The following is a 26975-nucleotide window of genomic DNA, read 5'->3' as shown; positions in this document are numbered from 1 at the left end:
AGCGCCCCGGCCGTGCCGGGGCGCTTTCGTCATTTCCGCAAGAGGAGTCGTTCGATCGTGCCAGCATCGCGTCGTCGTTTTCTCCAGAGCATCGGTCTGATGGCCGGCACGGGCATGTTGCGCGCGTGGGGCGCGCCCATGCACATGGCCATGCCGAGAAAAAGCAGCGGCCTGTGCCGGCACGACATTGCCGATCAGACGGCCGTGCCTCGCCTGCTCGACCCTTCGCGACTTACACCTTTTGTCGATCCTCTGCCTTTGCCGCCGAGTCTGCGCGCCTCACACGGCGAGGTGCTGCGCATCGCGATGCGTGAAACCACGCAGCGCCTGCACCGCGACTTACCTCCCACGCGCCTGTGGACGTACGGCGGCAGCTTTCCCGGCCCGACCATCGAAGCCCGAAGCGGCAGCGCGTTGAAAGTGGAGTGGATCAGTCACTTGCCGGCCAAGCATTTTCTGCCGATCGATCATCACGTCTGCGGCGCCGAGGCCGACATACCGGAAGTGCGCAGTGTCGTACACGTGCATGGCGCCCGTGTGCCCGCATCAGCAGATGGCTACCCCACCGATTGGTTCGTGCCTGGCCAATCGCGCCGGCAGGATTATCCGAATGGACAGGACGCCGCCACGCTCTGGTACCACGACCACACCATGGGTATCGAACGCCTGAATCTGTATGCCGGCATGCTCGGCATGTATCTGTTGCGCGATGAGCATGAGGCATCGCTGGGCTTGCCAGCTGGCGAATTCGAATGGCCGCTGATGCTGAGCGATCGCCTGCTCACGGAAGATGGCCAGTTGTATTACCCGGTCTCGGGTGTCAGCGATGCGCCGTGGGTGCCCGAGGTGTTCGGCAACGTCATGCTGGTGAACGGCGCGGTGCTGCCCAAGCTCGACGTGCGTGCGCGACGCTATCGATTCCGCGTGCTCAATGCGGCCAATGGCCGTTTCTTCCGGCTGAGCCTGCGCGGACAACGGCCCTTCCTGCAGATCGGCAGCGACCAGGGGTTGCTGTCGTCACCTGTCACGCAGACCAGCCTGTTCCTTGCGCCAGGCGAGCGTGCGGACCTGGTGGTCGACTTTGCGAACTTGGCCGGTAGCCAGGTCGAACTGATGAACGACAGCCTGCCGCTGATGCGTTTCGACATCGCCGCCGCCAAGGAGGACGACGTCAGCCGCGTGCCCGCCGTGTTGCGCGATGTGCCACGCGTGGCGGAAAGCACGGCGAACATGACGCGCGTGCTGAGCATCGACGAATATTCCGATTGCGTGGCGGAGCCGATGCTGATGCTGCTCGACGGCAAGCGTTGGCAAGATCCGGTAAGCGAGAAACCCAGGCTGGGCAGCACGGAAATCTGGAGCCTGGTGAACCTCACCGGCGACACGCACCCGATCCACCTGCATCTGGTGCGCTTCCAGATTCTCGATCGGCGTCCGTTCGACGTGAACGCCTACCTCGAATCAAAAACCTTGCGCTATACCGGGCCCGCGCAACCACCGCCGACGCACGAAGCGGGCTGGAAGGATACCGCGCAGGTCTATCCCGGCATGGTCACGCGCTACATCATCACCTTCGACGGTTATACCGGCCGTTACGTGTGGCATTGCCATCTGCTGGAACACGCATCCAACGAAATGATGCGGCCATTCGAAGTCCTGGCCTGACACTCGACAAGGCACATACCCTTAATGTGGGAGCGCACCCTGTGCGCGACTGCTACGCGTCAGATCACTGCCGTCTGCGCTCGAGCGCCGCCATGGTCCGATCTAGCCGTGGCCTTACGCATTGCCCTGGTGTTCGTCACGCAGCGACGAAGGCGGCGCCGGCAACGTATCCGGAGCCACGGCGCCACCGGAGATGATGAACGCCATGGCCTGGTCCATGGTCCAGTCCGTCGGTGTCAGTTCGTCCACGGCCACCACTTCGAGATAGCCGCCCGTCGGGTTGGGCGTGGTCGGGATATAGACGGCCGCCATCTCGCGACCGGTGCCTTCTTCGGTCATCAGGCGCGTCACGAAGCCGACCACCTTCATGCCCTTGCGGGGAAAATCGATCAGCACCACGCGCTGCACGCCTGACGGCTTCTGCTGAAGCACGGCCATCAATTTCTTGGTGCCGCCATAGATGGTCTGCACCAACGGAATGCGCGCCAGCAGTGCATCGAACCCATCGATCAGGCGCTGGCCGATCACGCGATTGGCGAGCCAGCCGATCACGTAGAGCACGAGCAGCGTCAGCAACAGCGCCAGTACGAAGAGAGCGGCATCGCTGTTGAGCGCGGCCTCTGCCTTGGGCGAGCGCGGCGAAAACGATCCGAGCAAGGTCGTGACCAATGGCGCGCCAATGCCTGCAAGCAGGCTCAGCACGAACTTGAACACCACCCACGTCACCCACAGCGGAATGACGGTGAGCAAGCCGGTGATCAGATAGCGTTTGACGCGAAAGCGCTTCATGGGCAAATGCCGAGAGCCAAAGGGGACCCCGCATTCTCCCACGGAGACTAGCTTTGCGTCGTAGGGAAGACGTCCGCTAAGCCAGTGTTGCCTGGATGGTCAGGGGCTGGCCGGGCTTTCCGCGCGCGCCTTGGGCTTCAGCCTGACGTACAACTGCTTGCTTACGCGAGCCACGACCTCGCCGCTCGCGGTCGTCACATCGACCTCGAACCAGCGCAGCACTTTCTGGCCGTTGGCGGCCGCGGTGCGCAATTCATCGACAGTGGCCGCATCGAGCTTGAAGTGCGCATAGACGTCTTCGCGTCCCGGCGCCACGAATTCGATGGCGCCGGCCTTGTCCCACACGTAGTAGTCGTTGCCCAGCTGGTGCATCGCCAGCAGCATCCAGAAGGGATCGGTCATCGCGAACAGGTTGCCGCCGAATTGCGTGCGCACGTAGTTGCGGTTCCACGGCCGCAGCCGCAGCACCACCTTCACCTCCGACCAGTCTTCGGCCACGTGCTGCACCCGGATGCTGTTGAAGAAGAACGGCGGCCACAGGTTCATCAGGCGACGGAAAGTGGAGGCGCGCATGGACAGAAGATCGGGAAAGGGACGCCTAAGATACCTCAAACATACGGATGCGTATGTTTTCCGGGCTACCACCCGATCAGAGGGGGGTGAAAGCCAATCCGGGCGCTATCGTCCCCATGCGCCCGTAGCTCACGAAGGGAGAGGAGGGGCTGTGCCATACCAGGCAGCGGCGGTGATGTCGGCGAAACGGGAGCGATCCATTGCCGGTGTCGGCCTCGAAGGAGCAGGACGACTCATACCTTGGTCGAAACTAACGTGGACGGATTCGAGCGGGTTGCCCGTGACGCCTGCGATGGCGCGATTCCAGTGCCATCATCGAGTGGCGAACGCGCTGGCCTCGTTTGGGAACCGCTGGGGTGGGGCATTACAATGTTGGGCTGAAGACGCGGATCGGTCATCGCGTCTTCGTCGCGGGTGAGGTCTCGCCGTGATCGCCGATGCATGGGGTTGCCCTGCTCGTCGGGTATCGAGCGGCGGCATGTTTACCCGTCCCGGCGTGCGCGGCCAAGGCCAACGAGGCGAGCCGCACGTGCCGATCGAGCAGCGGCGCGCGCAGTCGGCGGGTGCGTGCCGTGTGTCGTGAGCTGCGGTCCGCCGAACGTCATTCCAGGGTTCCCACATCATGAACAACACCTACCGCCAATCCCTTCCCGGCACGTCGCTGGATTATTTCGATGCGCGCGCCGCCGTGGAGGCGATCCAGCCGGGTGCCTATGACGCGCTGCCGTACACCTCGCGCGTGCTCGCCGAGAACCTCGTGCGCCGCTGCGATCCGGCGATGCTCGCCGATTCGCTGAAGCAGATCGTCGAGCGCAAGCGCGAGCGCGATTTTCCGTGGTTCCCGGCGCGCGTCGTGTGTCACGACATCCTCGGCCAGACCGCGCTCGTCGACCTCGCCGGCCTGCGCGACGCAATCGCGGAGCGCGGCGGCGATCCGGCCAAGGTGAACCCGGTCGTGCCGGTGCAGCTGATCGTCGATCACTCGCTCGCGGTGGAGTGCGGCGGCTTCGATCCGGATGCGTTCGCGAAGAACCGCGCGATCGAAGATCGCCGCAACGAAGACCGCTTCCACTTCATCAACTGGACGAAGAAGGCGTTCGAGAACGTCGACGTGATTCCGCCGGGCAACGGCATCATGCATCAGATCAATCTGGAGAAGATGTCGCCGGTGATCCAGGTGCAGGACGGCGTCGCCTATCCGGACACCTGCGTCGGCACCGACAGCCACACGCCGCACGTCGATGCGCTCGGCGTGATCGCGATCGGCGTCGGCGGCCTGGAGGCGGAGAACGTGATGCTCGGCCGCGCATCGTGGATGCGCCTGCCCGACATCGTCGGCGTCGAGCTGACCGGCAAGCGCCAGCCCGGCATCACCGCGACCGACATCGTGCTCGCGCTGACCGAATTCCTGCGCAAGGAGAAGGTGGTCGGCGCGTATCTGGAATTCCGCGGCGCAGGCGCGTCGAGCCTCACGCTCGGCGATCGCGCGACCATCTCGAACATGGCGCCCGAATACGGCGCCACGGCCGCGATGTTCTTCATCGACGGCCAGACGCTCGACTATCTGCGCCTCACCGGCCGCAGCGATGAGCAGGTGAAGCTGGTCGAAACCTATGCCAAGGCTGCCGGCCTGTGGGCCGACACGCTGGACGCGGCGCAGTACGAGCGCACGCTGACGTTCGACCTGTCGAGCGTCGTGCGTAACATGGCCGGCCCGTCGAATCCGCACAAGCGGCTGCCGACGTCCGACCTCGCCGCGCGCGGTATCGCGGGCGAATGGAAGGAGCAGCCGGGCCAGATGCCCGACGGCGCGGTGATCATCGCCGCCATCACGAGCTGCACGAACACCAGCAACCCGCGCAACGTGATCGCGGCGGCGCTGCTCGCGCGCAATGCGAACGCGCGCGGCCTCACGCGCAAGCCGTGGGTGAAGAGCTCGCTCGCGCCGGGCTCGAAGGCCGTGGAGCTGTACCTGGAGGAAGCGAACCTGCTGCCCGAGCTCGAGAAACTCGGCTTCGGCATCGTCGCGTTCGCGTGCACGACCTGCAACGGGATGTCCGGTGCGCTCGATCCGAAGATCCAGCAGGAAATCGTCGAGCGCGACCTCTACGCGACGGCCGTGCTGTCCGGCAACCGCAACTTCGACGGCCGCATCCATCCGTATGCGAAGCAGGCGTTCCTCGCCTCGCCGCCGCTCGTCGTCGCATATGCGATCGCCGGCACGATCCGCTTCGACATCGAGCAGGACGTGCTCGGCCACGACCCGGACGGCAAGCCGGTGACCTTGAAGGACATCTGGCCGAGCGACGAGGAAATCGACGCGATCGTCGCGTCGAGCGTGAAGCCCGAGCAGTTCCGCAAGGTCTACGAGCCGATGTTCGCGCGTGCCGGCCACACCGGCAACCGCGCCGCGCCGCTCTACGACTGGCGCGCGCAGAGCACCTACATCCGCCGTCCGCCGTACTGGGAAGGCGCGCTGGCGGGCGAGCGCACGCTGAAGGGCATGCGTCCGCTCGCGGTGCTCGGCGACAACATCACGACCGACCACCTGTCGCCGTCGAACGCGATCCTGCCGGACAGCGCGGCGGGCGAATACCTCGCGAAGATGGGCCTGCCGGAAGAGGACTTCAACTCGTACGCGACGCACCGCGGCGACCACCTCACCGCGCAGCGCGCCACCTTCGCCAATCCCACGCTCATCAACGAAATGGCGGTGGTCGATGGCGAAGTGAAGAAGGGTTCGTTGGCCCGCGTGGAGCCGGAAGGCAAGGTCATGCGCATGTGGGAGGCGATCGAGACGTACATGGACCGCAAGCAGCCGCTGATCGTGATCGCGGGCGCCGACTACGGCCAGGGTTCGTCGCGCGACTGGGCGGCGAAGGGCGTGCGTCTTGCTGGCGTGGAGGCGATCGTGGCCGAAGGCTTCGAGCGCATCCACCGCACCAACCTGATCGGCATGGGCGTGCTGCCGCTGGAATTCAAGCCCGGCACCAACCGCAAGACGCTGGGCATCGATGGCACGGAGACCTTCGACGTGATTGGCGAGCGCACGCCGCGCGCAGACCTCACGCTGGTCATCCATCGCAGGAACGGCGAACGCGTCGAGGTACCGGTGACGTGTCGCCTGGATACCGCGGAAGAAGTGTCGATCTACGAAGCAGGCGGTGTGTTGCAGCGTTTTGCGCAGGACTTCATCGAGGCGTCACAGGCAGCGTGAACCAAAGCCCCTCTCTCCCGCGGGACTAGCTTCGCGTCGCCACAAGGGGAGAGGGGAGATGATCGCATCGCATGAATACAGGATTGCCCATGAGCCACCAACCCCAGATCCGGATTCCCGCCACCTACATGCGCGGCGGCACCAGCAAGGGCGTGTTCTTCCGGCTGCAGGATCTGCCGGATCCGCGCAGGCGCCCGGCGCCGCGCGCGACGCGCTGCTGCTGCGCGTGATCGGCAGCCCCGATCCGTACGGCAAGCAGATCGACGGGATGGGCGGCGCCACGTCCAGTACGAGCAAGACGGTGATCGTCTCGAAGAGCAGTCGCCCGGATCACGACGTGGATTACCTGTTCGGCCAGGTCGCGATCGACAAGGCCTTCGTCGACTGGAGCGGCAACTGCGGCAACCTCTCGGCGGCGGTCGGCCCGTTCGCGATCGCCGGCGGCCTCGTCGATCCGGCGCGCGTGCCGCACGACGGCATCGCCACCGTGCGCATCTGGCAGGCCAATATCGGCAAGACCATCATCGCGCACGTGCCGATGACGAACGGTGAGGTGCAGGAAACCGGTGACTTCGAACTCGACGGCGTGACCTTCCCGGCGGCCGAAGTGCAGCTGGAATTCATGGATCCGGCGGCCGAAGAAGAGGGTGCCGGCGGCGCGATGTTCCCGACGGGACATCTTGTCGACGACCTGGAGGTCCCGGGCATCGGCACGCTCAAGGCCACCATGATCAACGCCGGCATCCCGACGATCTTCGTGGAGGCTTCCGCGATCGGCTACAGCGGCACCGAGCTGCAGGATGCGATCAATAGCGACGCCAGGGCGCTGGCGATGTTCGAGACCATCCGCGCGCACGGCGCCTTGCGCATGGGCCTGATCAAGTCGCTCGACGAGATCGCCACGCGCCAGCACACGCCGAAGATCGCGTTCGTCGCCAAGCCGGCCGACTACGTCGCGTCGAGCGGCAAGCCGGTGGACGCCGGCGACGTCGACCTGCTGGTGCGCGCGATGTCGATGGGCAAGCTGCATCACGCCATGATGGGCACTGCCGCAGTGGCCATCGGTACGGCGGCTGCGATTCCGGGCACCCTGGTGAACCTTGCCGCTGGCGGCGGCGAGCGTCAGGCCGTGCGTTTCGGGCATCCCTCGGGCACGCTGCGCGTGGGTGCAGAGGCGCAGCTGGTGGACGGTACATGGACCGTCACCAAGGCCATCATGAGCCGCAGCGCACGCGTACTGATGGAAGGCTGGGTGCGTGTGCCGGGCGGTTCGTTCTGAGCTGAGCCTGGTCTCGGACGAGTGGGTGGTCGAGCTGCCCACCGTTGGCAAGGACCAACAGGTTGATCCTGCCTTCCGCTGCATAGCGTAAAGCGGTTGTGCGGCCATTCGCCGGCTCCCGTGGCCGATGGGCTTCGCCTCGTCTGCCGCCTGAAGGTGGCCGACTGGCGTCTCTTCTCCCATGGAGGAAACTGGCGCCGTTGGATGGCTGTGCCGGCATGCGCTGGCATTGCCCAGGCCTACGCCGTCCAGGGCGTCCATCCCCTTATGAACTTGCGATCCGCTACTTATACTGCGGGTTCAACGCGACCGTCTGGGGGCGGGGCGTCACAGGGGAGAACGTATGAAGAAGCTGCTCAGGCGCGCAGTGGTCTGCGCGCTTTGTCTGTTGTCGGGCCAGGCGCTCGCGGGAAGCGTGCCGTTCGCCGATCTCGCGCGTCACATGCAGTACGACAAGGTAAAGATCTCGCCCGATGGGCGTTACCTTGCCGCCACCACGGTGGTCAACGGCAAGCCCATGCTGGCGCTGGTGGACCTGGTCAAGCAGAAAGGCAACATGGTCCGGCCGCGCGAAGGCAACCAGGTGGTTGATCTGTGGTGGGCCAACGATCATCGCGTGCTCTACACCGAAGGCACCAAGGTGGCTGGCTGGGATCGCCCGTTCTCCACAGGCGAAATCTTCGCGATCAACGGCGACGGCTCGGGGTCGGAACTGTTGTTCGGCTACCGCGCAGGCGGTCCGGTCAAGGCGACGCATATCCAGCAGCGCGAACCGGAGCGAGCTACCGGTGAAATCATCGATACCCTGCGCAACGACGAAGATCACGTGCTGATCGGTGTCACGCCGTGGAACAGTGGTGCGGACGGCGATTTCACCAAGGTCTACATGATGGACGTGCGCGACGGCAGCAAGCATCCGATTGCGACCGCTCCCGTGCGCAACGCGGAGTTTGTCACCGACAACAAGGGCGTGGTGCGGTTTGCTTTTGGTTGGGACAGCCGCGCCCACTTGCAGGTGTTTTACCGCGATGGCGATGGCAAGCCGTGGACGCTGCTGTTCCAGGGCACCGATGAAAAAGACGTGCCGGTGCCCTATACGTTCAGCCGGGACGACAGCCACGTATACATGTCCTGCACCGTGCCCGGTGCGGCCAGCGCCTTGTGCCAGTGGGACGTGGCGACGCAGGCCATGCTGGAAAAACCCGTTTGGAGCAGTGCCGTTGCGGGGTTGGACGGCCTCGTCTACAGCCTGGATGGGCTGGACGTCGTCGGCGTGAACTCGATGCCGGCGATGCCGACCACCGAGGCGATCGTCGCCGGGTCTGACACGATGAAGGCAATCGTTGGCATGTCCAAGCAGTTTCCGGGCGAGAGCGTGCGCATCGTTTCGAGCACGGACGACGGCAGCAAAGCGGTGGCGTTGGCATCGTCGGACATGGATCCCGGTACGTTCTACCTGTGGGACGCGGCAACAGGCAACGCGTCGGTATTGCTGCAGCGAGCGCCATGGATCAAGCCGGACCTGATGGCCTCCATGGAGCCCGTGGAGTTCAAGGCGCGCGATGGCCTTACGCTGCATGGCTACCTGAGCACGCCACCGGGCAAGGAGAAGTCCAAGCATCAGCCACTGGTGGTCTATGTGCACGGCGGTCCCTTCGGCGTGCGCGATGAATGGGCTTACGACCCCTATGTCCAGGCGCTCGCCACGCATGGCTACGCCGTGCTGCAAGTGAACTATCGTGGCTCCAGCGGCTACGGTCGCGCATTCGTGAAAGCAGGTTATGGCGAATGGGGTGGCAAGATGCAGGATGACCTGACCGACGCCACGCATTGGGCCATCCAGCAGGGCATCACGGATGCGGGGCGCATCTGCATCTACGGCGGCAGCTATGGTGGCTATGCTGCGCTCGAAGGAGCCGTGAAGGAACCGGACCTCTATCGCTGCGCCATCGGCTATGTCGGCGTCTACGACCTGCCCCTGATGTATTCCAAGGGTGACATTTCGGATCAGGTTGCGGGCAAGAGCTTTCTGCGCTACTCACTGGGCAGCGACGCGACCACGCTGGCTGCGCGTTCGCCCGTCAACCAGCTCGACAGCCTCAAGGCCAACGTGATGCTGATTGTAGGTGGCCAGGACACCCGCGTGCCGCCGCAGCATGGCGAGAGCCTGCACGCGGCGCTGCAGAAGCGCGGCATTGCCCACGAGTGGCTGTACAAGTCAGACGAAGGCCATGGCTTCTATGACGAGAAGAACCAGGCCGAACTGTTCGAACGGGTGACCCAGTTCCTCGATCGCAACCTGGGCGGCCAGTCTGCGGGTGCGGGCTCGCCTTGAGCGAACGCCTCATGACGCTCCTGCGTGCCGGAGCGTCATGAGGCGGTTAGCGGAATGGGATCACAGGCGAAGCGAACGGCTTCGCTCAGAACAGCAACGACGCCATCCGCCGGCGGTAGCGGCCGACGAGTTCCGCGTCATCCAGCGTGGAGAAGGCGGCCAGCAGGCGCTTCTTCGCCTGGCCGTCGTTCCAGTCGCGGGCCTTTTCCAGCGTGGCGAGGAACTGGTCCAGTCCGGCCTCGGCATCGCCGTCCAGCAACAGGCGCACACCGAGCAGGTCGCGTGCTTCCCAGTCGGCCGCGTTGGCCTGGATGCGCTGCTGCAGTTCGGCCATGGATGGCGCTCCCTTGAGCGCACGCGCCAGGTCGAGCTGGCTGCGCAGGCGCACGGCGCGCGGGTCGGTGGCCAGGTTGGCGGGAAGGGCGGCGAGCTCGGCTTCCGCCGACTCCACATTGCCGGCCCACATCAGCGCCAGGGCGAGATCGAGCTTCAGCTCGGTCCGCTCGGGCTCTGCGGCGATTGCCTGCTGGATGCGGCTGATGGCTTCCTCGGGCGTCTCCTGCACGGCCGTTTCGCCGTCGTCGTTGGCGGCTTCACCGTCCTGGGGCTGCACATGGCGCAGCAGGAACTCGCGGAGCTGGCCCTCGGGCAGGGCGCCGGCGAAGCCGTCGACGATCTGACCGTCCTTCACCAGCATCACGGTGGGAATGCTGCGGATGCCGAACATGCCGGCCAGTTGCTGGGACTTGTCCACGTCGACCTTGGCCAGGCGGAAGGCGCCGTTGAATTCGCCAGCCAGCTTTTCGAGCATCGGGCCGAGGGTCTTGCACGGGCCACACCAGGTCGCCCAGAAGTCCACCAGGATGGGCGTGGTCAGCGAGGCCTGCAGCACCTCGGCTTCGAAGTTGTCCTCGCGCACGTCGAAGACATGCGTATCGGCGGTCGTGGCACTCACTGGAAACTCCCGTTGACGAATGGCCCACACATCAGGGCAAAGCCCAGCATATCAAGGGTTAAGCCTGTTCCGGCCCCTTTCACGGCGGCATGACGCGATGGCGATCGACATCCGTGCAGTCCCTGGCCACTTACGATCGCTTCAGGCGGGCGCATGTAAAGGGTGCCCAAGGTCCTATCGGCGTTGGCCCGCAATATTTGCGAAAATCCCCGCATGACCATGCCCGCGCAAGGCGTCAAAACCGGCATCGCCCCACCCACGCTGTGGATCTGCGAGCACTGCGATACCGTCTACCGCAGGCGCGAACTCGCGTGCGGCGAGGTGGCGCGCTGCGTGCGTTGCGACGCCATCCTGGCGCGCCATCACAGCCTGTCGGTCAACGCCATCCTGGCGCTGGTGGTGACGGCCATGATCGCCTTCATCCAGGCCAACATCTGGCCCATCGTCACTCTGGGCCTCAACGGGACGCTGATCAGCACCACCTTGTGGGGCTGCATCGTGATGATGTGGCGCGAACATGCGCAGGTGGTGGCCGTGCTGGCGGCCGCCACGCTGTTCTTCTTCCCCATCGTCAAGATGGTGCTGTTGGGTTGGGTGTCGCTGTACGCGCGATCCGGGCGGCGCGCACCTGGATTCCGCTGGGCCATGGTGACGCTGTATCGCATCGGGCCGTGGACCATGAGCGAGGTGTTCGTGCTCGGCGCATTGGTGGCCATCGTCAAGGCCCACATGTATTTCGATGTGATCCCGAATCCGGGCATCTTCGCCTATGGCGTGCTGATGCTGATCATTACCGCCTTCTCGAGCATCGACGTGCGACGCCTGTGGGACGTCACCGAGGAAACTCCAGCGTGAGCGGGCTGCCTCGCGCCAGCGACCTGGGCCTGGTCGGCTGCCACGTGTGCGGCATGGTCTGCCGTGATGTCGAGGCGCCCGATGCTGCCTGCCCACGCTGCGGGTCTTCGTTGCACAAGCGCAAGACCGCGAGCTACAGCCGCACCTGGGCACTGCTGATCGCCGCCTTCATCTTCTACATTCCGGCCAACGTGCTGCCGATCATGCGCACGGTGAGCGTGGGTGACGTGGACGACAACACCATTCTCAGCGGCATCATCGAGCTGTGGGTGAAGGGTTCGCCCGACCTGGCCGTCATCGTGTTCACCGCCAGCATCGTGGTACCGGTGCTGAAATTCTTCGCCCTCAGCCTGCTGCTGATCAGCGCGCAGAGGGGCAGCCGGTGGGCCCAGCGACAGCGTTCCAAGCTGTACCGGCTGGTGGAGTTCATCGGCTATTGGTCGATGCTGGACGTCTTCGTGGTGGCCTTGCTCACGGCGTTGGTCCAGTTCGGTTTCTTCAGCCAGGTGGAGCCTTTGCCTGGCGTGGTGTACTTCGGCCTCACGGTAGTCATTACCATGCTGGCCTCGATGACGTTCGACCCCCGACTGATCTGGGATGGCAGGGACTTCGATGACTGACGACAAAAAGCCGATCACCGACGACTTGCCAGAACCCGTCGTCCGCCGACCACGCGTCAACGCGTCGATCGTGTGGCTGGTGCCGATCATCGCGGCGCTGGTCGGCCTTTCGCTGGTGATCCATGCATGGATCGAGGCGGGCCCCACGGTGAGTATCAGTTTCCTCAGCGCCGAAGGGCTCGATCCTGGCAAGACGGTCGTGAAGTACAAGAACGTGACCATTGGCCGCGTGACCGCCGTGCGGCTCAGCGAGGACCGTTCGCGCGTCATCGCCAAGGTCGCGCTGGAGAAGAGCGCGCAGGGTTTCGCCACGGCGGACACGCGCTTCTGGGTGGTGCGTCCGCGCATCGGCCTGGGTGGCGTGTCCGGCATCGATACGCTGCTTTCCGGCGCCTTCATCGGTGCGGACGTCGGCGAGTCGAGCGAGCCCAAGAGCGAGTTCACCGGCCTGGAGAATCCGCCGCCGGTCACCCATGGTGCACCGGGCAAGACCTTCGACCTGCATTCGGATGACCTGGGGTCGTTGGACATCGGTTCGCCCGTGTACTACAGGCGCATCCAGGTCGGCCGCGTGTCGACCTATCACCTGGACAAGGACGGCAAGGGCGTCACCCTGCAGATCTTCGTGGACGCGCCGAACGATCAGTTCGTCACCACCTCGTCGCGCTTCTGGAACGCCAGCGGCGTGGATGTGTCGCTGGGCGCGGACGGCCTGAAGGTGAACACGCAGTCGCTGGCCACGGTGCTGGCGGGTGGCGTGGCGTTCCAGGACCCGCCCGGGCCGCACGACGCCACGCCTGCGCAGGAAGATGCCGCCTATCGCCTGTTCAACGATCGCGCCACCGCGATGGCGCCACCGGACGGCGAGCCCAAGTACATCCGCATGCGCTTCGAGCAATCACTGCGCGGGCTAGCGGTGGATGCGCCGGTCGAGTTCCTCGGCGTGCCGTTCGGACGCGTGGTGTCGATCAACCTCGATTTCGACGAGAAGACCCAGACCTTCCCGACCATCGTCGGTGCCGTGGTCTATCCGGCCCGACTGGGCAAGGCCCACGACAAGCTGGTGGCGCTGGCGAGGGAGCGTGGCGATGACGAGCAGATGTCCCAGATGATGGGCCGCCTGGTCGAACACGGCTTGCGTGCGCAGGCGCGCACCGGCAACCTGCTGACCGGCCAGCTCTACATCGCGATGGACTTCCTGCCGAAGGCGCCGAAGGTGGCCTTCGACGGCACCGCCAAGCCGCTGGAAATTCCCACCGCACCGGGTGACCTGGACAAGATCCAACAGCAGATCGCCGATATCGTGGGCAAGCTGCAGAAGGTGCCGTTCGACAGCATCGGCAAGAACCTCGACCAGTCGCTGGGCGAACTCAATCGCACGCTCAAGCAGGTCAACGGCAACGTATTGCCGGAAGTGACCAACACGCTCAAGGGCGCGCAGCAGACGCTGGGCACGGCCAACAGCGCCTTCGCGCCGGATGCGCCATTGCAGCAGAACCTCGGCGGCAGCCTGCAGGAACTGCAGCGCGCCGCGCGTTCGCTGCGCGTGCTTACCGATTACCTCGGCGATCATCCGGACGCGCTGCTGCGCGGACGCCGCGCCGACGACAAGCTGCAGCCCGCGCCGCCACCGCCGGCCGCGCCGACACAAGGGAGCAAGCCATGATCCGTGCCCGAACCCTGAACCTGGGCGTGGCCCTGCTTGCACTGGCCGTGGGTGCGTGCAGCTCGGCCCCGCCCATCCGCTACTTCACCCTGGTGCCGGCCCCCGGCACCGAGGCGACCGTCGCGCCCACGGCGCAGCCCTTCCAGTTCGAACTGCTGCCTGTGACCGTGCCGGCCCAGGTCGACCTGCCGCAACTGGTGGTGCGCCAGGGCGGGCAAGGCGTGGCGGTGCTGCAGGGCCAACGCTGGATCGCACCGCTGGGCGATGAAGTGCGCGGCGCGCTGTCGGCCGACCTGACGCGCGATTTCCACGCGCAGGACATCACTGGCCTGCCTGCCCAGGGCAAGGCCACCGTACGCATCAAGGTCGATGTGCGGCGCTTCGATTCCGTGCCCGGCAGTTACGCCTACCTCGATGCCGCATGGAGCGTGCGTCCGCTGAAAGGTGGCGAGCCGCTGGCCTGCACGAGTCGCATCAGCGAAACCGTGGGCGAGGGCTACGACACGCTGGTGCAGGGCCACCAGCAGGCCATCGACCGTCTGGCCGGCGAGATCGGTGCGGCCGCCGGCGCCCTCGCCAACGGCCAATCCGCCCGTTGCCCCGGCGCCTGACAGCACCGGCGTCTCTGTAGGAGCGCACCCCGTGCGCGACCGCAGCTTCGGCCCAGCTCCGTTCCGCATCGGTGCAAACCGCCTCTGCGGGACGATTTGACGCCATTTCTGCTAGTCTGCCGCGTTCACCATCAGTCATTGCCGACTGAGAAAAACATCACGGCGCCGGACACATGCAGGACATTCAGGATCAGGGTTCCAACGAGGCCAGCGAACACGGCTACCAGCCGCAGGCGGTGGAAACCGCCGCCCAGGCTTTCTGGCGCGACCACCGCGCCTACGAAGTGAAGGAAGACGCCGCGCGGCCCAAGTTCTACTGCCTCTCCATGCTGCCGTACCCGTCCGGCGCGCTGCACATGGGCCATGTGCGCAACTACACCATCGGCGACGTGATCAGCCGCTACCAGCGCATGCAGGGCAAGAACGTGCTGCAGCCGATGGGCTGGGACGCATTCGGCCTGCCCGCCGAAAACGCCGCCATCAAGAACAAGACCGCGCCGGCCAAGTGGACCTACCAGAACATCGAGCACATGCGTGGCCAGCTGCAGCGCATGGGCTTTGCCTACGACTGGACCCGCGAATTCGCCACCTGTCGCCCGGAGTACTACCGCTGGGAACAGCTGATGTTCACGCGGTTGATGAAGAAGGGCATGGCCTACCGCAAGAACGCGGTGGTGAACTGGGATCCGGTCGACCAGACCGTGCTGGCCAACGAGCAGGTGATCGACGGCCGCGGCTGGCGCTCTGGTGCGCTGGTGGAAAAGCGCGAGATCCCGCAGTGGTTCCTGAAGATCACCGACTACGCGCAGGAGCTGCTGGACGGCCTGGACACGCTGCCGGGCTGGCCCGATGCGGTCAAGACCATGCAGCGCAACTGGATCGGCCGCTCCGAGGGTCTGGAAATCCACTTCGAGGTGGGAGGCGAGAGCGAGCCGCTCACCGTCTTCACCACGCGTCCCGACACGCTGATGGGCGTCACCTTCGTCTCGATCGCAGGCGAGCATCCGCTGGCGATCAAGGCCGCACAGAACAATCCGAAGCTGGCTGAATTCCTCGAAGAGCTCAAGCACGGCGGTGTATCCGAAGCCGAGCTGGAGACCCAGGAAAAGCGCGGTATGGACACGGGCATCGAAGCTATCCATCCACTCACCGGCGAGAAGATCCCGGTGTTCGTCGCCAACTTCGTGCTGTGGGGCTACGGCACCGGCGCCGTGATGGCCGTGCCCGGCCATGATCAGCGCGACTGGGAATTCGCCCAGAAGTACAGCCTGCCGATCAAGATGGTGGTGGTGAATCGCGCCGTGCTCGATGCGGTGGCCGAGATCCATCACGACCTCTCCAAGGGCGTGGGTTCCGATCCGCTGCGCGCCGCCCTCGGCGTCGGCAGCGTCGATGTGTATGACGTGCCGGCAGCGGTGCAGCTGATCGAAGACTTCGAAAAGAGCGTCCAGGAAGATAGCGCCTACACCGAGCGCGGCTACCTGGTGAACTCCGGCGAGTTCGATGGCATGGACTACGGCCAGGCCTTCGAAGCCATGGCCGCGCGCTTCGAGCGCGAGAACAAGGGCGTGCGCCGCGTGAACTGGCGCCTGCGCGACTGGGGTGTGAGCCGCCAGCGCTACTGGGGCTGCCCAATCCCGGTGATCTATTGCCCGACTTGTGACGCCGTGCCGGTGCCGGAAGACCAGCTGCCGGTGGTGCTGCCCGAGGATGTCGCGTTCTCCGGCGTGCAGTCGCCGATCAAGGCCGACCCCGAATGGCGCAAGACCACCTGCCCGCAGTGCGGCGGCGCGGCCGAGCGCGAGACCGACACCTTCGACACCTTCATGGAATCGAGCTGGTATTACGCGCGCTACACCAGCCCGGGCGCCAGAGACCAGGTCGACGAGCGCGCGAATTATTGGCTGCCTGTAGACCAGTACATCGGCGGCATCGAGCACGCGATCCTGCATCTGCTGTACTTCCGCTTCTATCACAAGCTGATGCGCGACGCGGGCCTGGTGAAGAGCGACGAGCCGGCCACCAACCTGCTGTGCCAGGGCATGGTGATCGCCGAAACGTTCTATCGCGACAACTCAGACGGTTCGAAGGACTGGATAAACCCTGCCGATGTCGAGATCGAGCGCGACGAGAAGGCGCGCGTGATCGGTGCGCGTTCGAAGAAGGACGGCGAGCCGGTGAAGATCGGCGGTACCGAGAAGATGTCCAAGTCCAAGAACAACGGCATCGATCCGCAGGCGATGGTGGACAAGTACGGCGCTGACACGGTGCGCCTGTTCTCCATGTTCGCCGCGCCGCCGGAGCAGTCGCTGGAGTGGAGCGAGGCCGGCGTGGAAGGCATGGCCCGCTTCCTGCGCCGCTTCTGGCGCGAAGTGACCACGCATGCCGCGCAGCCGGATCATCCGGTGGTCGATGTGACGGCACTCGACGCCGGCCAGAAGACGTTGCGCCGCCAGGTGCACGAAACCATCCAGAAGGTCAGCGACGACTTCGGTCGCCGCCACTCCTTCAACACCGCCATCGCCTCGCTGATGGAGCTGCTCAACGCGCTCAACAAGTTCAACGACATGAGCGACCAGGGCCGCGCCGTGCGCCACGAGGCGCTGGAAGCCATGGTGCTGCTGCTGAATCCTGTGGTGCCGCATGTGAGCCATACGCTGTGGCAGGTGCTGGGCCATGCGCCGTCCGTGCTGGAAGACCAGCCGTGGCCGCGGGTGGACAGCGCCGCGCTGGTGCGCGATTCGCTCACGCTGGCGGTGCAGGTCAACGGCAAGTTGCGCGGTACCATCGAGGTCGCCGCCAACGCCTCGAAGGAAGAGGCCGAGGCGCTTGCCCTGGAGCAGCCGAACGTGAAAGCCTTCCTGGAAGGCCAGGCCGTGCGCAAGGTGATCGTGGTCCCGGGCAAGATCGTCAACATCGTCGCAGGATGAAATCCATGAGCCGTGCGTTGAAAGCTTCGCTGCTGTTGATGTCCACCCTGGCCCTCGCGGCATGTGGCTTCCACCTGCGCCAGAGCGTGGCGCTGCCGCCGTCGATGCAGCATGTGCACGTCACGGTCAACGGTGACCCCAACCTGCAGCGTGGCCTGGCCCGTGCGCTGGCGAGTTCCGGTGTGACGGTGGAAGAGCACACCGGCGCCGACATCGCGGAACTCAACGTACCGGTGGCGAGCTTCAGCACCGATACCTTGACGGTGAGCGGCCAGGCTCGCGTCACCGAATACACGGTGCGCTACCAGGTGCAGTTCGAAGTGCATGACGGCGCCGGCCAGCCGCTGGTGCAGCGCCAGCGCATCGACATGTCGCGCGAGTTCAGCTACGACGCGACCAACACCATCGGCACGTCGGCGCAGGTCGATGCGATTCACAGCAGCCTCAACGACGACATGGTCCAGGCCATCCTGTTCCGCCTGCAGGCTGCCGGCCGCCATCCGGAACAGACGGCTGCCCAGGCTGCCCAGGCGGCGGAGTCCGTGCCTGCGCCGGCCAGCAGCACGCACTGAGCCGCCATGCCGCTCAATGCCGCCCAATGGCAGAAGTCGCTGACGGCGGACCACCTGCAGCCGGTCTATCTGTTGGTCGGCGAGGAATTGCTGGTGCTGGAGGCCGCCGACGCCCTGCGAGCGCAGGCGCGGAAGCTCGGTTATGCCGAGCGCGAAGTGCTCGACGTCGGCAACCATTTCGACTGGGATGACCTGGCGCGTTCCGCCGCCGGGATGTCCCTGTTCGCGACACGCCGCCTGCTGGACCTTCGCCTTCCGACCGGTCGTCCCGGCACCGAGGGCGCCAAGGCCATCAACGAGTTCTGCGCCAATCCGCCGCCCGACGTTACCTTGCTGATCACCGCCACCGAGTGGAGCAACAAGCACGAAGGCGCGTGGACCAAAAACCTCGATGCCGCCGGCACGATGGTGGCCTTCAATGCGCCGCGCCCCAACGAATGGGCTGCATGGATCAGTGCGCGACTGGCTTCGCGCGGTCTCTCCGCCACGCCGGACGCCGCGGCGCTTCTGGCCGAGCGCGTCGAAGGCAACCTGCTCGCCGCCGCGCAGGAAATCGACAAGCTGGTCGTGCTGCACGGCCAGGGCAAGATCGACGCGGCGGAAATGGAAAACCTGGTCGCCGACAGTGCACGCTACGACGCCTTCAAGCTCACCGACGCCGCGTTTGCAGGCGAAGGCGGACGCGCCTTGCGCATCCTGCATGGCCTGCATGCGGAGGGCGATGAACTGATCGCGCTGATGGGCTGGCTGGTGAACCAGCTGCAGCTCGCCCTCCGTCTGGCGAATGCGCGCGACTTCGCCGCGCAGGCGCGCGCCGAACGCCTGTGGCCCGCGCGCGAACAACTGTTCCGCAAGGCGCTGCGCCGCGCACCGCGCGAACACTGGCTGCAATGCCTTGCCCGCGCCGCCCGCATCGACCGCATGGCCAAAGGCCGCGAGCAGGGCGATGCGTGGCTCGAGGCGGAACGCCTGATCGCCGCGATCGCCGAGCCGCGCGCGGCACAGGCACTCGCGTGACGACGCACTTCTCTTCTCCCTCTCCCCTCCGGGGAGAGGGCTGGGGTGAGGGGCGGGTGCTCGCGTCGGTCCATCATCGCCTGCGCATGGTTTTGGCAATCAACTTCGACGCGAGGCGTCAAGTCACCTCGACCCTTTCTCCCCTGGGGCCAGCTTCGCATCACCCCAAGGAACGAGGATGAGCCGTCCTCTCGCCATCTTCGGCGGCACCTTCGACCCCATCCACCTGGGCCATCTCAGCGTGGCCTGGGAAGCTTCCGAGCTGCTCGATGCCGAAGTACGCCTGATGCCGGCCAGCGTGCCGCCGCACCGGCCGTCGCCACTGGCGAATGCGCAACAGCGTGTGGCGATGCTGAAAGCGGCTTTGCAGAAGCAGTCGCGTCTCACGCTCGACACGCGCGAACTCGAGCGAAGCGGCCCGTCCTACACGATCGACACGCTGGCAGAGCTGAGGAAGGAAGAGGGCGATCGCCCGCTGGTATTGCTGTTGGGCGCGGATGCCTTCGCTGGCCTGCCGTCATGGCATCGCTGGCGCGAGCTGTTCGATGTGGCTCATATCGGCGTGCTAAGCCGCCCCGGCGTGGACGTCGCCTGGTCCGACGAGCTGTTGACCGCCATCGGACCGCGACTCATCGATGATGCATCCGCTCTGCGTGTCCTGCCGACAGGCAAGGTGATGGAGCTCTCCGTCACGCCGCTGGAGATTTCGGCGACGCGCGTCCGCGAGCTCCTGGCCGAAGGCCGCGATCCGCGCTATCTGCTGCCATGCGGATTGTTCGACGATCCATCGATTCTCGCGCCTTACCGCAAGGCCTGAGCTCTTTCTTCGTCTGTAGGAGCGCACCCAGTGCGCGACCGCAGAACTGCAACGTCTCCGCTCCGTAGGCTTTTCGCGCACTGGGTGCGCTCCTACAAAAGCGCGCGCGGCCTCACGACGTGCGTGGCACGAACCGCAATGCCACCGAGTTCATGCAGTAACGCAACCCGGTCGGCGGCGGGCCATCATCGAACACATGCCCGAGATGGCTGTCACAACCGGCGCAGCTCACGGCCATGCGTTCCCAGCCAAAGCTGCGGTCGCGTTTTTCGATGACGTTCTTCTTGGCGATCGGCTGCCAGAAGCTCGGCCATCCCGTGCCGGAGTCGAACTGCGTGGCGGCGTCGAACAAGGCCGTGTCACAGGCAGGGCATCGATAGAGGCCGGGTACTGATGGCTTCTCGTGCTGCCCGCTGAAAGCGCGCTCGGTGCCTTCGCGACGCATCACGTAATACGCATCATCGGAAAGCCGCTGATGCCATTGTGCATCGTTGAGGACGAGCTTGCGCACATGGCAGGAGCCGAGATGCCGGCCATCGTCGGCAAAGCACTCGAGCAACATATCCTCGCCTGACGCCGCAGGCGTCGCGGCCATGGCCTCTCCCGATGACACGCCGCGCCTGAGAAAGCCGGGCAACAGCCATGTGCCCGCCGCGGCCATGACGCCGCCGGCGAGTGCCGCGCGCAGGAAGCGGCGGCGTTCCATCATCACGATGTCCTTGGTGCGAGACATGGTTGCCTCCATCACGCGGTGGCGTGGATCAGCCGAACGTAAAGGCGTAGGCCTGCACGCCCGGATCGAGGAAGGTGATTTCGAAGGTGCGTTCACCCGTACCGCCGGCCTGGCGCACCAGCTGGTACAGGCGTTGCGAGGTCACGGTGCCGTTGCCGTCGGCGTCGGTGTCCATGCCGTGGTCCGCAGACGGGGCCTTGCCGTCGATGGTCACGCGGAATCGCACGGGTTTTCCATCCGACGAGGGACCCAGCACCAGGTGCAGGTCGCGTCCGCGGAAGCGATAGACGATGCGGCCGTTGGCGCTGTCCAGCCGCGCGCTTTCTTCGCGCACGGTCCAATGACCGTCGAGCGCCCACTGGTTGGCCATGAGCGTGGCGGGTGCGTGGTAGTTCCACGCGTCATCGTGCGCCACCTGGCCACTGGCGAAGTTCTCGGCGCGCGCATAGCCGACGTAGGTTTCCGGCGAACGCTGCGCATCGCCCGAGCCGGCCGCTTCCGCGCCCTGCGCGCCGGCTTGCACGTAGCCTCCGGGGAGGTTTTTCTGGCCCGCTTCGGTGAGCAGTTGACGGATCACGTCCTCGCTCTGGTCGTACTCGCCTTCGCCAAAATGGTGATGACGGATGCGTCCCTGGGCGTCGATGAAGTAATGCGCGGGCCAGTATTCGTTGCTGAAGCCTTTCCATATCGCGTAGTCGTTGTCGAGCGCCACCGGGTAGTCGACACCGAGATCCTTCACCGCCTTGATGACGTTCTGCGGCTCCTTCTCGAAGGCGAACTCCGGCGCGTGCACGCCGATCACGACGAGGCCGTGGTCCTTGTACTTGTCGGCCCAGCCGCGCACGTAGGGCAACGAGCGGATGCAGTTGATGCAGGAATAGGTCCAGAAATCGACCAGCACCACCTTGCCGCGCAAGGACTGGGCGGTGAGCGGCACGCTGTTGATCCATTGCGTGGCGCCGGCCAGCGAAGGCAGCTCGCCTTCGACCGGCAGCGGTTCGCCCGCTTTCGCCACGGGTTGCGGTGCCGGTGCAGGGCGCACCGCATCGATCAGCTTCTGTTCGATGCCGCCGGTGCTCGCAAGCGACACGCGGGTCAGCAGGCCGGTATCGACGCCCAGCGCGATCGCCGCGACGCCGACGAGCACCAACGCGCCCAGCGCGCGTCGCACCCATTCACCCGCACCCAGCGAACGCTTCATCAATGCGAACACACGACCGCCGACGGCGAGTGCCAATGCCAACGATGTGGCCGCACCGGCCGCATAGGTGAGCAGCAGCAGCGTGGTCTGCACGCTGGCGCCGTTGAGCGCCGCACCCGTGAGCAACAGGCCGAGGATCGGACCCGCACATGGCGCCCAGAGCAGGCCGGTAGCCACACCCAGCCCGGCGGCGGACCATGCCGAATCGCCCTCGGCATCCGAGCGCTGGGTCAGCTTGTTGCCCAGCGCCACGAACGGCCGGCTGATCCATTCGGCCAGATGGCTCGACAGCAAGGTCAGGCCCAGCACCGCCAGCACGATCATGGCGACGATGCGGCCATATTGGTTGGCGCGGATCGCCCAGCCGCCGCCGACCGCCGCCAGCGTGGCCACCAGGGCGAAGGTGAGCGCCATGCCCAGCAACATCGGCAGGCCATTGCGCGCGAAGGGGCGATCGGCCCGGGCAAACACGAACGGCAGCACCGGCAGGATGCATGGGCTGAGAATGGTCAGCACACCACCTAGGTAAGCCAGGATCAGCACAAGCATGCGGGCAGCATCCGTCAGGGAGTCATGAACGTATTCGCCGGGCGTGGCCCGGCGGTTACAGGTCGCCACGCTGGCAAAACGGCGCCAGCCCTCTGCTGCAGCATCCTCCCGGTGTGGCCGCCTGTCATGCCCGCGCGAAAAAAAAGCCCGGCGTGTGCCGGGCTCGGTTTCGAATGCGCCAGGTGGATCAGAAGCTGGCGCGGACGCCCAGGGTGAAGGTTTCCGCGCTGTTGTTGTCCAGGCGCACGCCGCCTTCGACTGCCCAGGTCGTGTTGAAGGCATACATCAGGCCGAAATCGCCGAAGACGTTGCCCATCACGCCCTTGCCGCCATTGCTGTAGCCGATATAGGCATTGCCGATGAGCTTGTCGGTGATATGGCCCATCACGCCGGTATTGACCGACCACATGTTGAAGCGGTTGTGGAATCGGTCGCACCCGTAGTCGTCCAGGCACACGCGATGCGTGTAGCGGTCGCGCGTGTAGGACAGCTGGGTGACCCAGTCGGCGCGGTCGCTCAGGGCAGTGAAATAGCCGACGCCGAGCGTCCAGGGCTTGTCGGTGCTCTTCGTGGTGTAGGTGTAATTATCGAAGCCGAGCGGGTACCGATCGGTGTCCGAGCGCAGGTCGCTGTAGCTGCCGAACACCTGGTAGTGATCGGCGAAGCTGTAGGAGCCGGAAAGGATGCCGCCATCGGCGACGAAGTCATGGCCCGACTGGCTGATATTGGCGTAGTCGAGCTGCACGTAGTTGTAGCTGATGCCGTTGCTCTGGCTCGCCTGAGACGCGACCGGGATGGAGACCGCGGCGAATGCCAGGGCCAGCAGGATCTTTTTCATGGAGCGTTCCTTGCGGTGGGGTAGGCCCGCCGAAGCGGGCGCCGCATTAGGCCAATCGCGCTCCGTCCGTCCCATGAGACGTTTCTGAAACATCGTGGGGCAGCCGCGATAACCTGCGGTGGAGGTAACAAAAACGGCGAGGGCGCCGAATAACCCAGAGGCCACCCGACCCCTTTTCATGAGCGCCGCCTTGACCGCTACCCGTTCGATGGTTCTAGATAGCGTCCTTCCTGTCTGGGCTGGGACCGACTTTGCCGTGAGCGACGCTGAAAGCGCCACCGATGTGCCGGAGCGGCGGCGGGCGGCCTGGATGGCGGCGGCGCAGGGCGGCGACCGGCAGGCCTACGAGCGTGTGCTCGCCGAGTCGGTGCCGCTGATCCGTAGCGCGGCGCGGCGCCAGGGCGTCGATGCGGATCTGGCGGACGATGTGGTGCAGGAAACCCTGCTCACCGTGCATCGCGTGCGCCATACCTACGATCCGAGCCGTTCGTACGACGCATGGCTGTCGGCCATCGCCGCGCGCCGCGCCATCGACGCGCTGCGTAGCCAGGGACGACGGGGGCATCGCGAACTGCATGACGAGCGCGCCTACGACCTGCACCCCGACGAGCACGATGCCGCCGACGCCACTGAGCGCGCACAGGCGGTGCGCCGCCTGCACGAGGCCATCGCGACGTTGCCGCCGGGACAGCGTGAAGCCGTCGAGCAACTGGGCCTCAAGGAGCGCTCGCTGGCGGAAGCCTCCGCACAGACCGGGCGCCAGTCGGGGGCGCTGAAAGTGAACCTGCACCGCGCCATGAAGGCGCTGCGCAGCCGTTTCCACGGAGAATCCTGAGCACATGTCCGAGTCGCGACTCCCCGAGTCACTGATCCAGTCGCTGGGCGTGCAGCTGACCCCGGTGCGGCGCCTGCCGCCGCCCTGGCTGCGCACGGCCGGCTGGCTGCTGGCGGTGGCGGCGATCGCACTGGCGCTGCTGTGGCACTACGGTGCCGAGCACATGCTTCGTCGCTGGGTGGCGGAGCCCGACATCGCCGTGGCGGGCGTCGGTGCGCTGATCACTGCCGTGTCGGCGGCATGGGCAGCGTTCACGCTTGGCGTTCCCGGGCGGCCCGCCGGATGGGCGTGGCTGCCGTTGCCTGGCCTCCTGCTATGGGTGGGCGCCAGCGGTCTGGGGTGCCTGCGCGACATCGTCGTGCCGGGAGCGACGGTGGCGACCGCGCATCAGTCCGGCGACTGCCTGATGTTCATCATCAGCCTGTCACTGCCGCTCTCTGCGCTGCTGGTATGGCTGCTGCGCCGTGCCTGCCCGCTGCGGCCGGTGTTGACGGCGGTGATGATCGGGCTTGCCAGTGCGGCGGCGTCGGCGGCGCTGCTGGAAATCTGCCACGGCTTCGCCGTCGCGGCCACTGACCTCGTCACCCACGCCATCGCCGTCGGCATCGTGGTGCTGGCGAATGCGTTGATGGGCGGTCGCCTGCTGCAGCCGGCGTTGAAGTAACCCTCCTCGCCGTCGCAGCGAAGGAAGACATGCGGTGAATACCGCACCGTCCATTTCTCAGGAGAGTTCCCATGAAGACCTTGCTTTCGCTGGTTCTTGCAGCTTCGTTCGCCTGCGTGTCGATCGCTTCCGCGCAGGACGCCATGCAACCGGCGAGCGCCGGCAGCGCCATGAAGCCGGACGCGATGAAAAGCGGCGACATGATGATGAAGAAAGATGCTTCAGGCATGAAACACGACAGCATGAAAAAGCCTGACGCCATGAAAAAGGGTGATGCGATGCACCACGGCGACGCCATGAAGAAGGACGGCGGCGGCGACCATGCCGCTGGCGTGTCCGGTGGCCAGTGACCTTGGCGCGTCACCGCAAGAAAACGCGGCTTTGCACGAGGCGTGAGCACCGCAGCAAACCCGCTTGAACATGTGCGGTCTGTCGATATTGACGCTGAACGAAGGTGTCGGCAGGTCGCATTTCGGCCTCGGGCATGGGTATAGGCTTTAGGCCGTTTCGGGCGAGTGCGACAGGGGCTGGCCCGGCGACATGGCTTCTCGAACCAGGGATGGATCGTTCGCATCGGGCAGGACTGCTGATGTGGCATGGCCGGAACCGACGTGAGCCGGTGCCGGATCGTCGGGCCTCTCTGGAAGAGTGGTGCCGGCCGTTCCATGGAAGTGCGGCGCGGCCGCACGGTTACCTCACCGCTTCAGGAGACACGTACTCATGAAAGTTTCCCGTTACGCCGTACTCGCCCTCGCCACTGCCGTCGCTCTTGGCTTCGCCGTGTCACCTGTCATGGCGCAGAGCACGTCGCCGCAGTCCGCCCAGGACACCAGCAAGGACGCGATGAAGTCCAACTCGGATGCCATGAAGTCAAATTCCGATGCGATGAAATCGAATTCCGATGCGATGAAGTCCAACTCCGATGCCATGAAATCCAACGCGGATGAAATGAAGTCCGCCAATGATTCGATGAAGAGCGACACCAACAAGAGCAGCTCGCACCACAAGAAGCACAAGAAGAGCAGCGAGCCGGCGTCATCCTCCACCAGCGGTCACTGATTCCCATTGCATCGCCATGCAAGGCTCCCCCCGCGGGAGCCTTGTTTTTTTGGTCGTGTGGTCATGAGGGCATGGTGTAATGGCGCATCGTCCACGCGACGGAGCACGCGTCATGCCCCACGGTCTGCTGCAACGCCTGGGTATCACCCAGCCGATCGTTCTCGCCCCCATGTCGGGCGCCTCGACACCCGCGCTGGTGGCAGCCGTGTCCCGTGCCGGTGGGCTGGGTTCGCATGGCGTGGGTTATCTCGCGCCACAGGCCATCCTCGACGATGCGGCAAAGATCCGTGCGGCGACCGACCGTCCGTTCGCGCTCAACCTGTTCGCGCTGCCGGATGACGTGCAGGCGGATGAAGCCGCCATCGATCATGCGCGCGCCGCGCTGGATGCGCTGATGGAGCACGAAGGGCTCGCCGCGCGCACGACCCGGCCGGAACGCTGGTCGCCGCGCTTTTCCGATCAGTTCGCCGCGCTGTGCGAGGCGCGCCCCGCCGTGGCGAGCTTCACCTTCAATCTCCTTACGCCGAGGCAGGTGGATGAACTGAAGCGCCGCGATATCGCCGTCGTCGGCAATGCGACCTCGTTGGCGGAGGTGCGTGCCTGGGCAGCGCTGGACGTGGACGCCATCAGCCTGCAGGGTGCGGAGGCAGGCGGCCATCGCGGCACCTTCCTGCACGAGCCGGAGGAGGCCATGATCGGGCTGTTTGCCCTGATCCGGCTGGCGGCGCGCGCGGTGGACGTGCCCCTGATCGCCGGCGGCGGCATCATGGACGGGCGGGGCATGCTGGCAGCCGAAATGCTGGGTGCGGCCGTCAGCCAACTGGGCACCGCATTCCTGGCCTGCCCGGAATCTGCTGCCGCGTCCGCCTGGAAGCAGGACATCCCCACTACCGAGGACACGCGCGTCACCACCATTCGCAGCTTTTCCGGCCGCGCGGCGCGGGGCCGGCGCAATACCTACGTGGAGGCGATGGAGTCGAAGGCAGGGGCTTTCCCCGCCTATCCCGTCATGAACGCGCTCACGTCGCCCTTGCGCAAGGCCGCGGCCGCTGCGGGCCGGAGCGATCTGGTATCCGAGTGGTGCGGCCAGGCGGCGAGCCTGTCCCGTGCCATGCCGGCCGCGGAATTGGTCGCGATCTTGCTTGCGGAATACGCCCAGGCTCGCGCCAGCCTGGCTTGACGTGGGCTTCAGAGT

At 65.6% G+C, this 26975-nt stretch carries 22 protein-coding genes and 1 pseudogene; 17 read left to right on the top strand and 6 right to left on the bottom strand.

Annotation, left to right across the window (positions count from 1 at the left end):
• Positions 1 to 57: 57 nt before the first annotated feature.
• The gene (locus CA260_RS15350; protein WP_238149777.1) at positions 58 to 1665 is read left to right on the top strand and encodes a multicopper oxidase family protein; all 1608 of its coding nucleotides are present in this window, start codon (positions 58 to 60) and stop codon (positions 1663 to 1665) included.
• Positions 1666 to 1779: 114 nt separating this feature from the next.
• Here CA260_RS15350 and CA260_RS15345 read toward each other — a convergent pair whose 3' ends face one another.
• Positions 1780 to 2454 carry a DUF502 domain-containing protein gene (locus CA260_RS15345; RefSeq protein WP_111983914.1) on the bottom strand — a complete coding sequence of 225 codons (675 nt, stop codon included), beginning with the start codon at positions 2452 to 2454 and terminating at the stop codon, positions 1780 to 1782.
• Positions 2455 to 2553: 99 nt separating this feature from the next.
• Positions 2554 to 3027 carry a DUF4442 domain-containing protein gene (locus CA260_RS15340; RefSeq protein ID WP_111983913.1) on the bottom strand — a complete coding sequence of 158 codons (474 nt, stop codon included), beginning with the start codon at positions 3025 to 3027 and terminating at the stop codon, positions 2554 to 2556.
• A gap of 622 nt (positions 3028 to 3649) precedes the next feature.
• Here CA260_RS15340 and acnD point away from each other — a divergent pair.
• The 3 genes and pseudogenes from acnD (at position 3650) to CA260_RS15325 (ending at position 9858) form a co-directional block, all read left to right on the top strand.
• Positions 3650 to 6244: a Fe/S-dependent 2-methylisocitrate dehydratase AcnD gene (gene acnD / locus CA260_RS15335; protein WP_111983912.1), complete on the top strand. Its 2595-nt coding sequence runs from the start codon at positions 3650 to 3652 to the stop codon at positions 6242 to 6244.
• Between the two features lie 89 nt (positions 6245 to 6333).
• Positions 6334 to 7523: pseudogene (gene prpF, locus CA260_RS15330) on the top strand (2-methylaconitate cis-trans isomerase PrpF).
• Between the two features lie 343 nt (positions 7524 to 7866).
• The gene (locus CA260_RS15325; protein ID WP_172461867.1) at positions 7867 to 9858 is read left to right on the top strand and encodes an alpha/beta hydrolase family protein; all 1992 of its coding nucleotides are present in this window, start codon (positions 7867 to 7869) and stop codon (positions 9856 to 9858) included.
• 85 nt (positions 9859 to 9943) lie between these two features.
• Here the strand turns inward: CA260_RS15325 and trxA are convergent, their stop codons facing one another.
• Positions 9944 to 10813: a thioredoxin gene (gene trxA, locus CA260_RS15320; RefSeq protein WP_111983911.1), complete on the bottom strand. Its 870-nt coding sequence runs from the start codon at positions 10811 to 10813 to the stop codon at positions 9944 to 9946.
• Between the two features lie 213 nt (positions 10814 to 11026).
• Here trxA and CA260_RS15315 point away from each other — a divergent pair, with 213 nt between their 5' ends.
• The 8 genes from CA260_RS15315 to nadD all read left to right on the top strand — a co-directional run bounded on the left by CA260_RS15315 (position 11027) and on the right by nadD (position 19901).
• Positions 11027 to 11668, top strand: a complete 642-nt coding sequence (locus CA260_RS15315; protein ID WP_111983910.1) for a paraquat-inducible protein A — start codon at positions 11027 to 11029, stop codon at positions 11666 to 11668.
• On the top strand, positions 11665 to 12288 hold the full coding sequence (locus tag CA260_RS15310) for a paraquat-inducible protein A (protein ID WP_111983909.1): 624 nt from the start codon (positions 11665 to 11667) through the stop codon (positions 12286 to 12288). Before CA260_RS15315 ends, CA260_RS15310 begins: the two co-directional genes overlap by 4 nt.
• Positions 12281 to 13954: an intermembrane transport protein PqiB gene (locus CA260_RS15305; RefSeq protein ID WP_111983908.1), complete on the top strand. Its 1674-nt coding sequence runs from the start codon at positions 12281 to 12283 to the stop codon at positions 13952 to 13954. Before CA260_RS15310 ends, CA260_RS15305 begins: the two co-directional genes overlap by 8 nt.
• On the top strand, positions 13951 to 14565 hold the full coding sequence (locus tag CA260_RS15300) for a PqiC family protein (RefSeq protein ID WP_111983907.1): 615 nt from the start codon (positions 13951 to 13953) through the stop codon (positions 14563 to 14565). The genes CA260_RS15305 and CA260_RS15300 overlap by 4 nt, the downstream gene beginning before the upstream one ends.
• Positions 14566 to 14738: 173 nt before the next feature.
• The gene (gene leuS, locus CA260_RS15295; protein ID WP_111983906.1) at positions 14739 to 17495 is read left to right on the top strand and encodes a leucine--tRNA ligase; all 2757 of its coding nucleotides are present in this window, start codon (positions 14739 to 14741) and stop codon (positions 17493 to 17495) included.
• 5 nt (positions 17496 to 17500) lie between these two features.
• Positions 17501 to 18067 carry an LPS assembly lipoprotein LptE gene (gene lptE, locus CA260_RS15290; protein ID WP_111983905.1) on the top strand — a complete coding sequence of 189 codons (567 nt, stop codon included), beginning with the start codon at positions 17501 to 17503 and terminating at the stop codon, positions 18065 to 18067.
• Between the two features lie 6 nt (positions 18068 to 18073).
• Positions 18074 to 19084 carry a DNA polymerase III subunit delta gene (gene holA / locus CA260_RS15285; RefSeq protein WP_111983904.1) on the top strand — a complete coding sequence of 337 codons (1011 nt, stop codon included), beginning with the start codon at positions 18074 to 18076 and terminating at the stop codon, positions 19082 to 19084.
• A gap of 178 nt (positions 19085 to 19262) precedes the next feature.
• The gene (nadD, locus tag CA260_RS15280) at positions 19263 to 19901 is read left to right on the top strand and encodes a nicotinate-nucleotide adenylyltransferase (protein ID WP_111983903.1); all 639 of its coding nucleotides are present in this window, start codon (positions 19263 to 19265) and stop codon (positions 19899 to 19901) included.
• Positions 19902 to 20013: 112 nt separating this feature from the next.
• Here the strand turns inward: nadD and msrB are convergent, their stop codons facing one another.
• The 3 genes from msrB to CA260_RS15265 form a co-directional block, all read right to left on the bottom strand.
• Positions 20014 to 20634, bottom strand: a complete 621-nt coding sequence (msrB, locus tag CA260_RS15275) for a peptide-methionine (R)-S-oxide reductase MsrB (protein WP_111983902.1) — start codon at positions 20632 to 20634, stop codon at positions 20014 to 20016.
• Positions 20635 to 20662: 28 nt separating this feature from the next.
• Positions 20663 to 22384 (bottom strand): cytochrome c biogenesis protein DipZ, encoded by a 1722-nt coding sequence (locus tag CA260_RS15270; protein WP_111983901.1) that lies wholly within the window; start codon positions 22382 to 22384, stop codon positions 20663 to 20665.
• Positions 22385 to 22571: 187 nt separating this feature from the next.
• Positions 22572 to 23222 (bottom strand): hypothetical protein, encoded by a 651-nt coding sequence (locus CA260_RS15265; protein ID WP_111983900.1) that lies wholly within the window; start codon positions 23220 to 23222, stop codon positions 22572 to 22574.
• 310 nt (positions 23223 to 23532) lie between these two features.
• On the opposite strand from CA260_RS15265, the gene CA260_RS15260 reads away from it, so the two are divergent.
• From CA260_RS15260 to CA260_RS15240, 5 genes are all read left to right on the top strand, one after another.
• On the top strand, positions 23533 to 24057 hold the full coding sequence (locus CA260_RS15260) for an RNA polymerase sigma factor (RefSeq protein WP_238149816.1): 525 nt from the start codon (positions 23533 to 23535) through the stop codon (positions 24055 to 24057).
• A 4-nt stretch (positions 24058 to 24061) separates the two neighbouring features.
• On the top strand, positions 24062 to 24721 hold the full coding sequence (locus CA260_RS15255) for an NrsF family protein (protein ID WP_111983898.1): 660 nt from the start codon (positions 24062 to 24064) through the stop codon (positions 24719 to 24721).
• Between the two features lie 71 nt (positions 24722 to 24792).
• Entirely contained in the window at positions 24793 to 25071 is a 279-nt protein-coding gene (locus tag CA260_RS15250) for a pentapeptide MXKDX repeat protein (protein WP_111983897.1), read from the top strand.
• Positions 25072 to 25441: 370 nt separating this feature from the next.
• Positions 25442 to 25780, top strand: coding sequence for a hypothetical protein (locus CA260_RS15245; protein WP_111983896.1), 339 nt, complete (start codon positions 25442 to 25444; stop codon positions 25778 to 25780).
• 79 nt (positions 25781 to 25859) lie between these two features.
• The gene (locus CA260_RS15240; RefSeq protein ID WP_338065737.1) at positions 25860 to 26960 is read left to right on the top strand and encodes a nitronate monooxygenase; all 1101 of its coding nucleotides are present in this window, start codon (positions 25860 to 25862) and stop codon (positions 26958 to 26960) included.
• Positions 26961 to 26975: the final 15 nt, after the last annotated feature.

The sequence above is a fragment of the Dyella jiangningensis genome (assembly GCF_003264855.1).
Classification (GTDB): domain Bacteria; phylum Pseudomonadota; class Gammaproteobacteria; order Xanthomonadales; family Rhodanobacteraceae; genus Dyella; species Dyella jiangningensis_C.
This window is presented reverse-complemented; position numbering and strand designations above follow the sequence as displayed.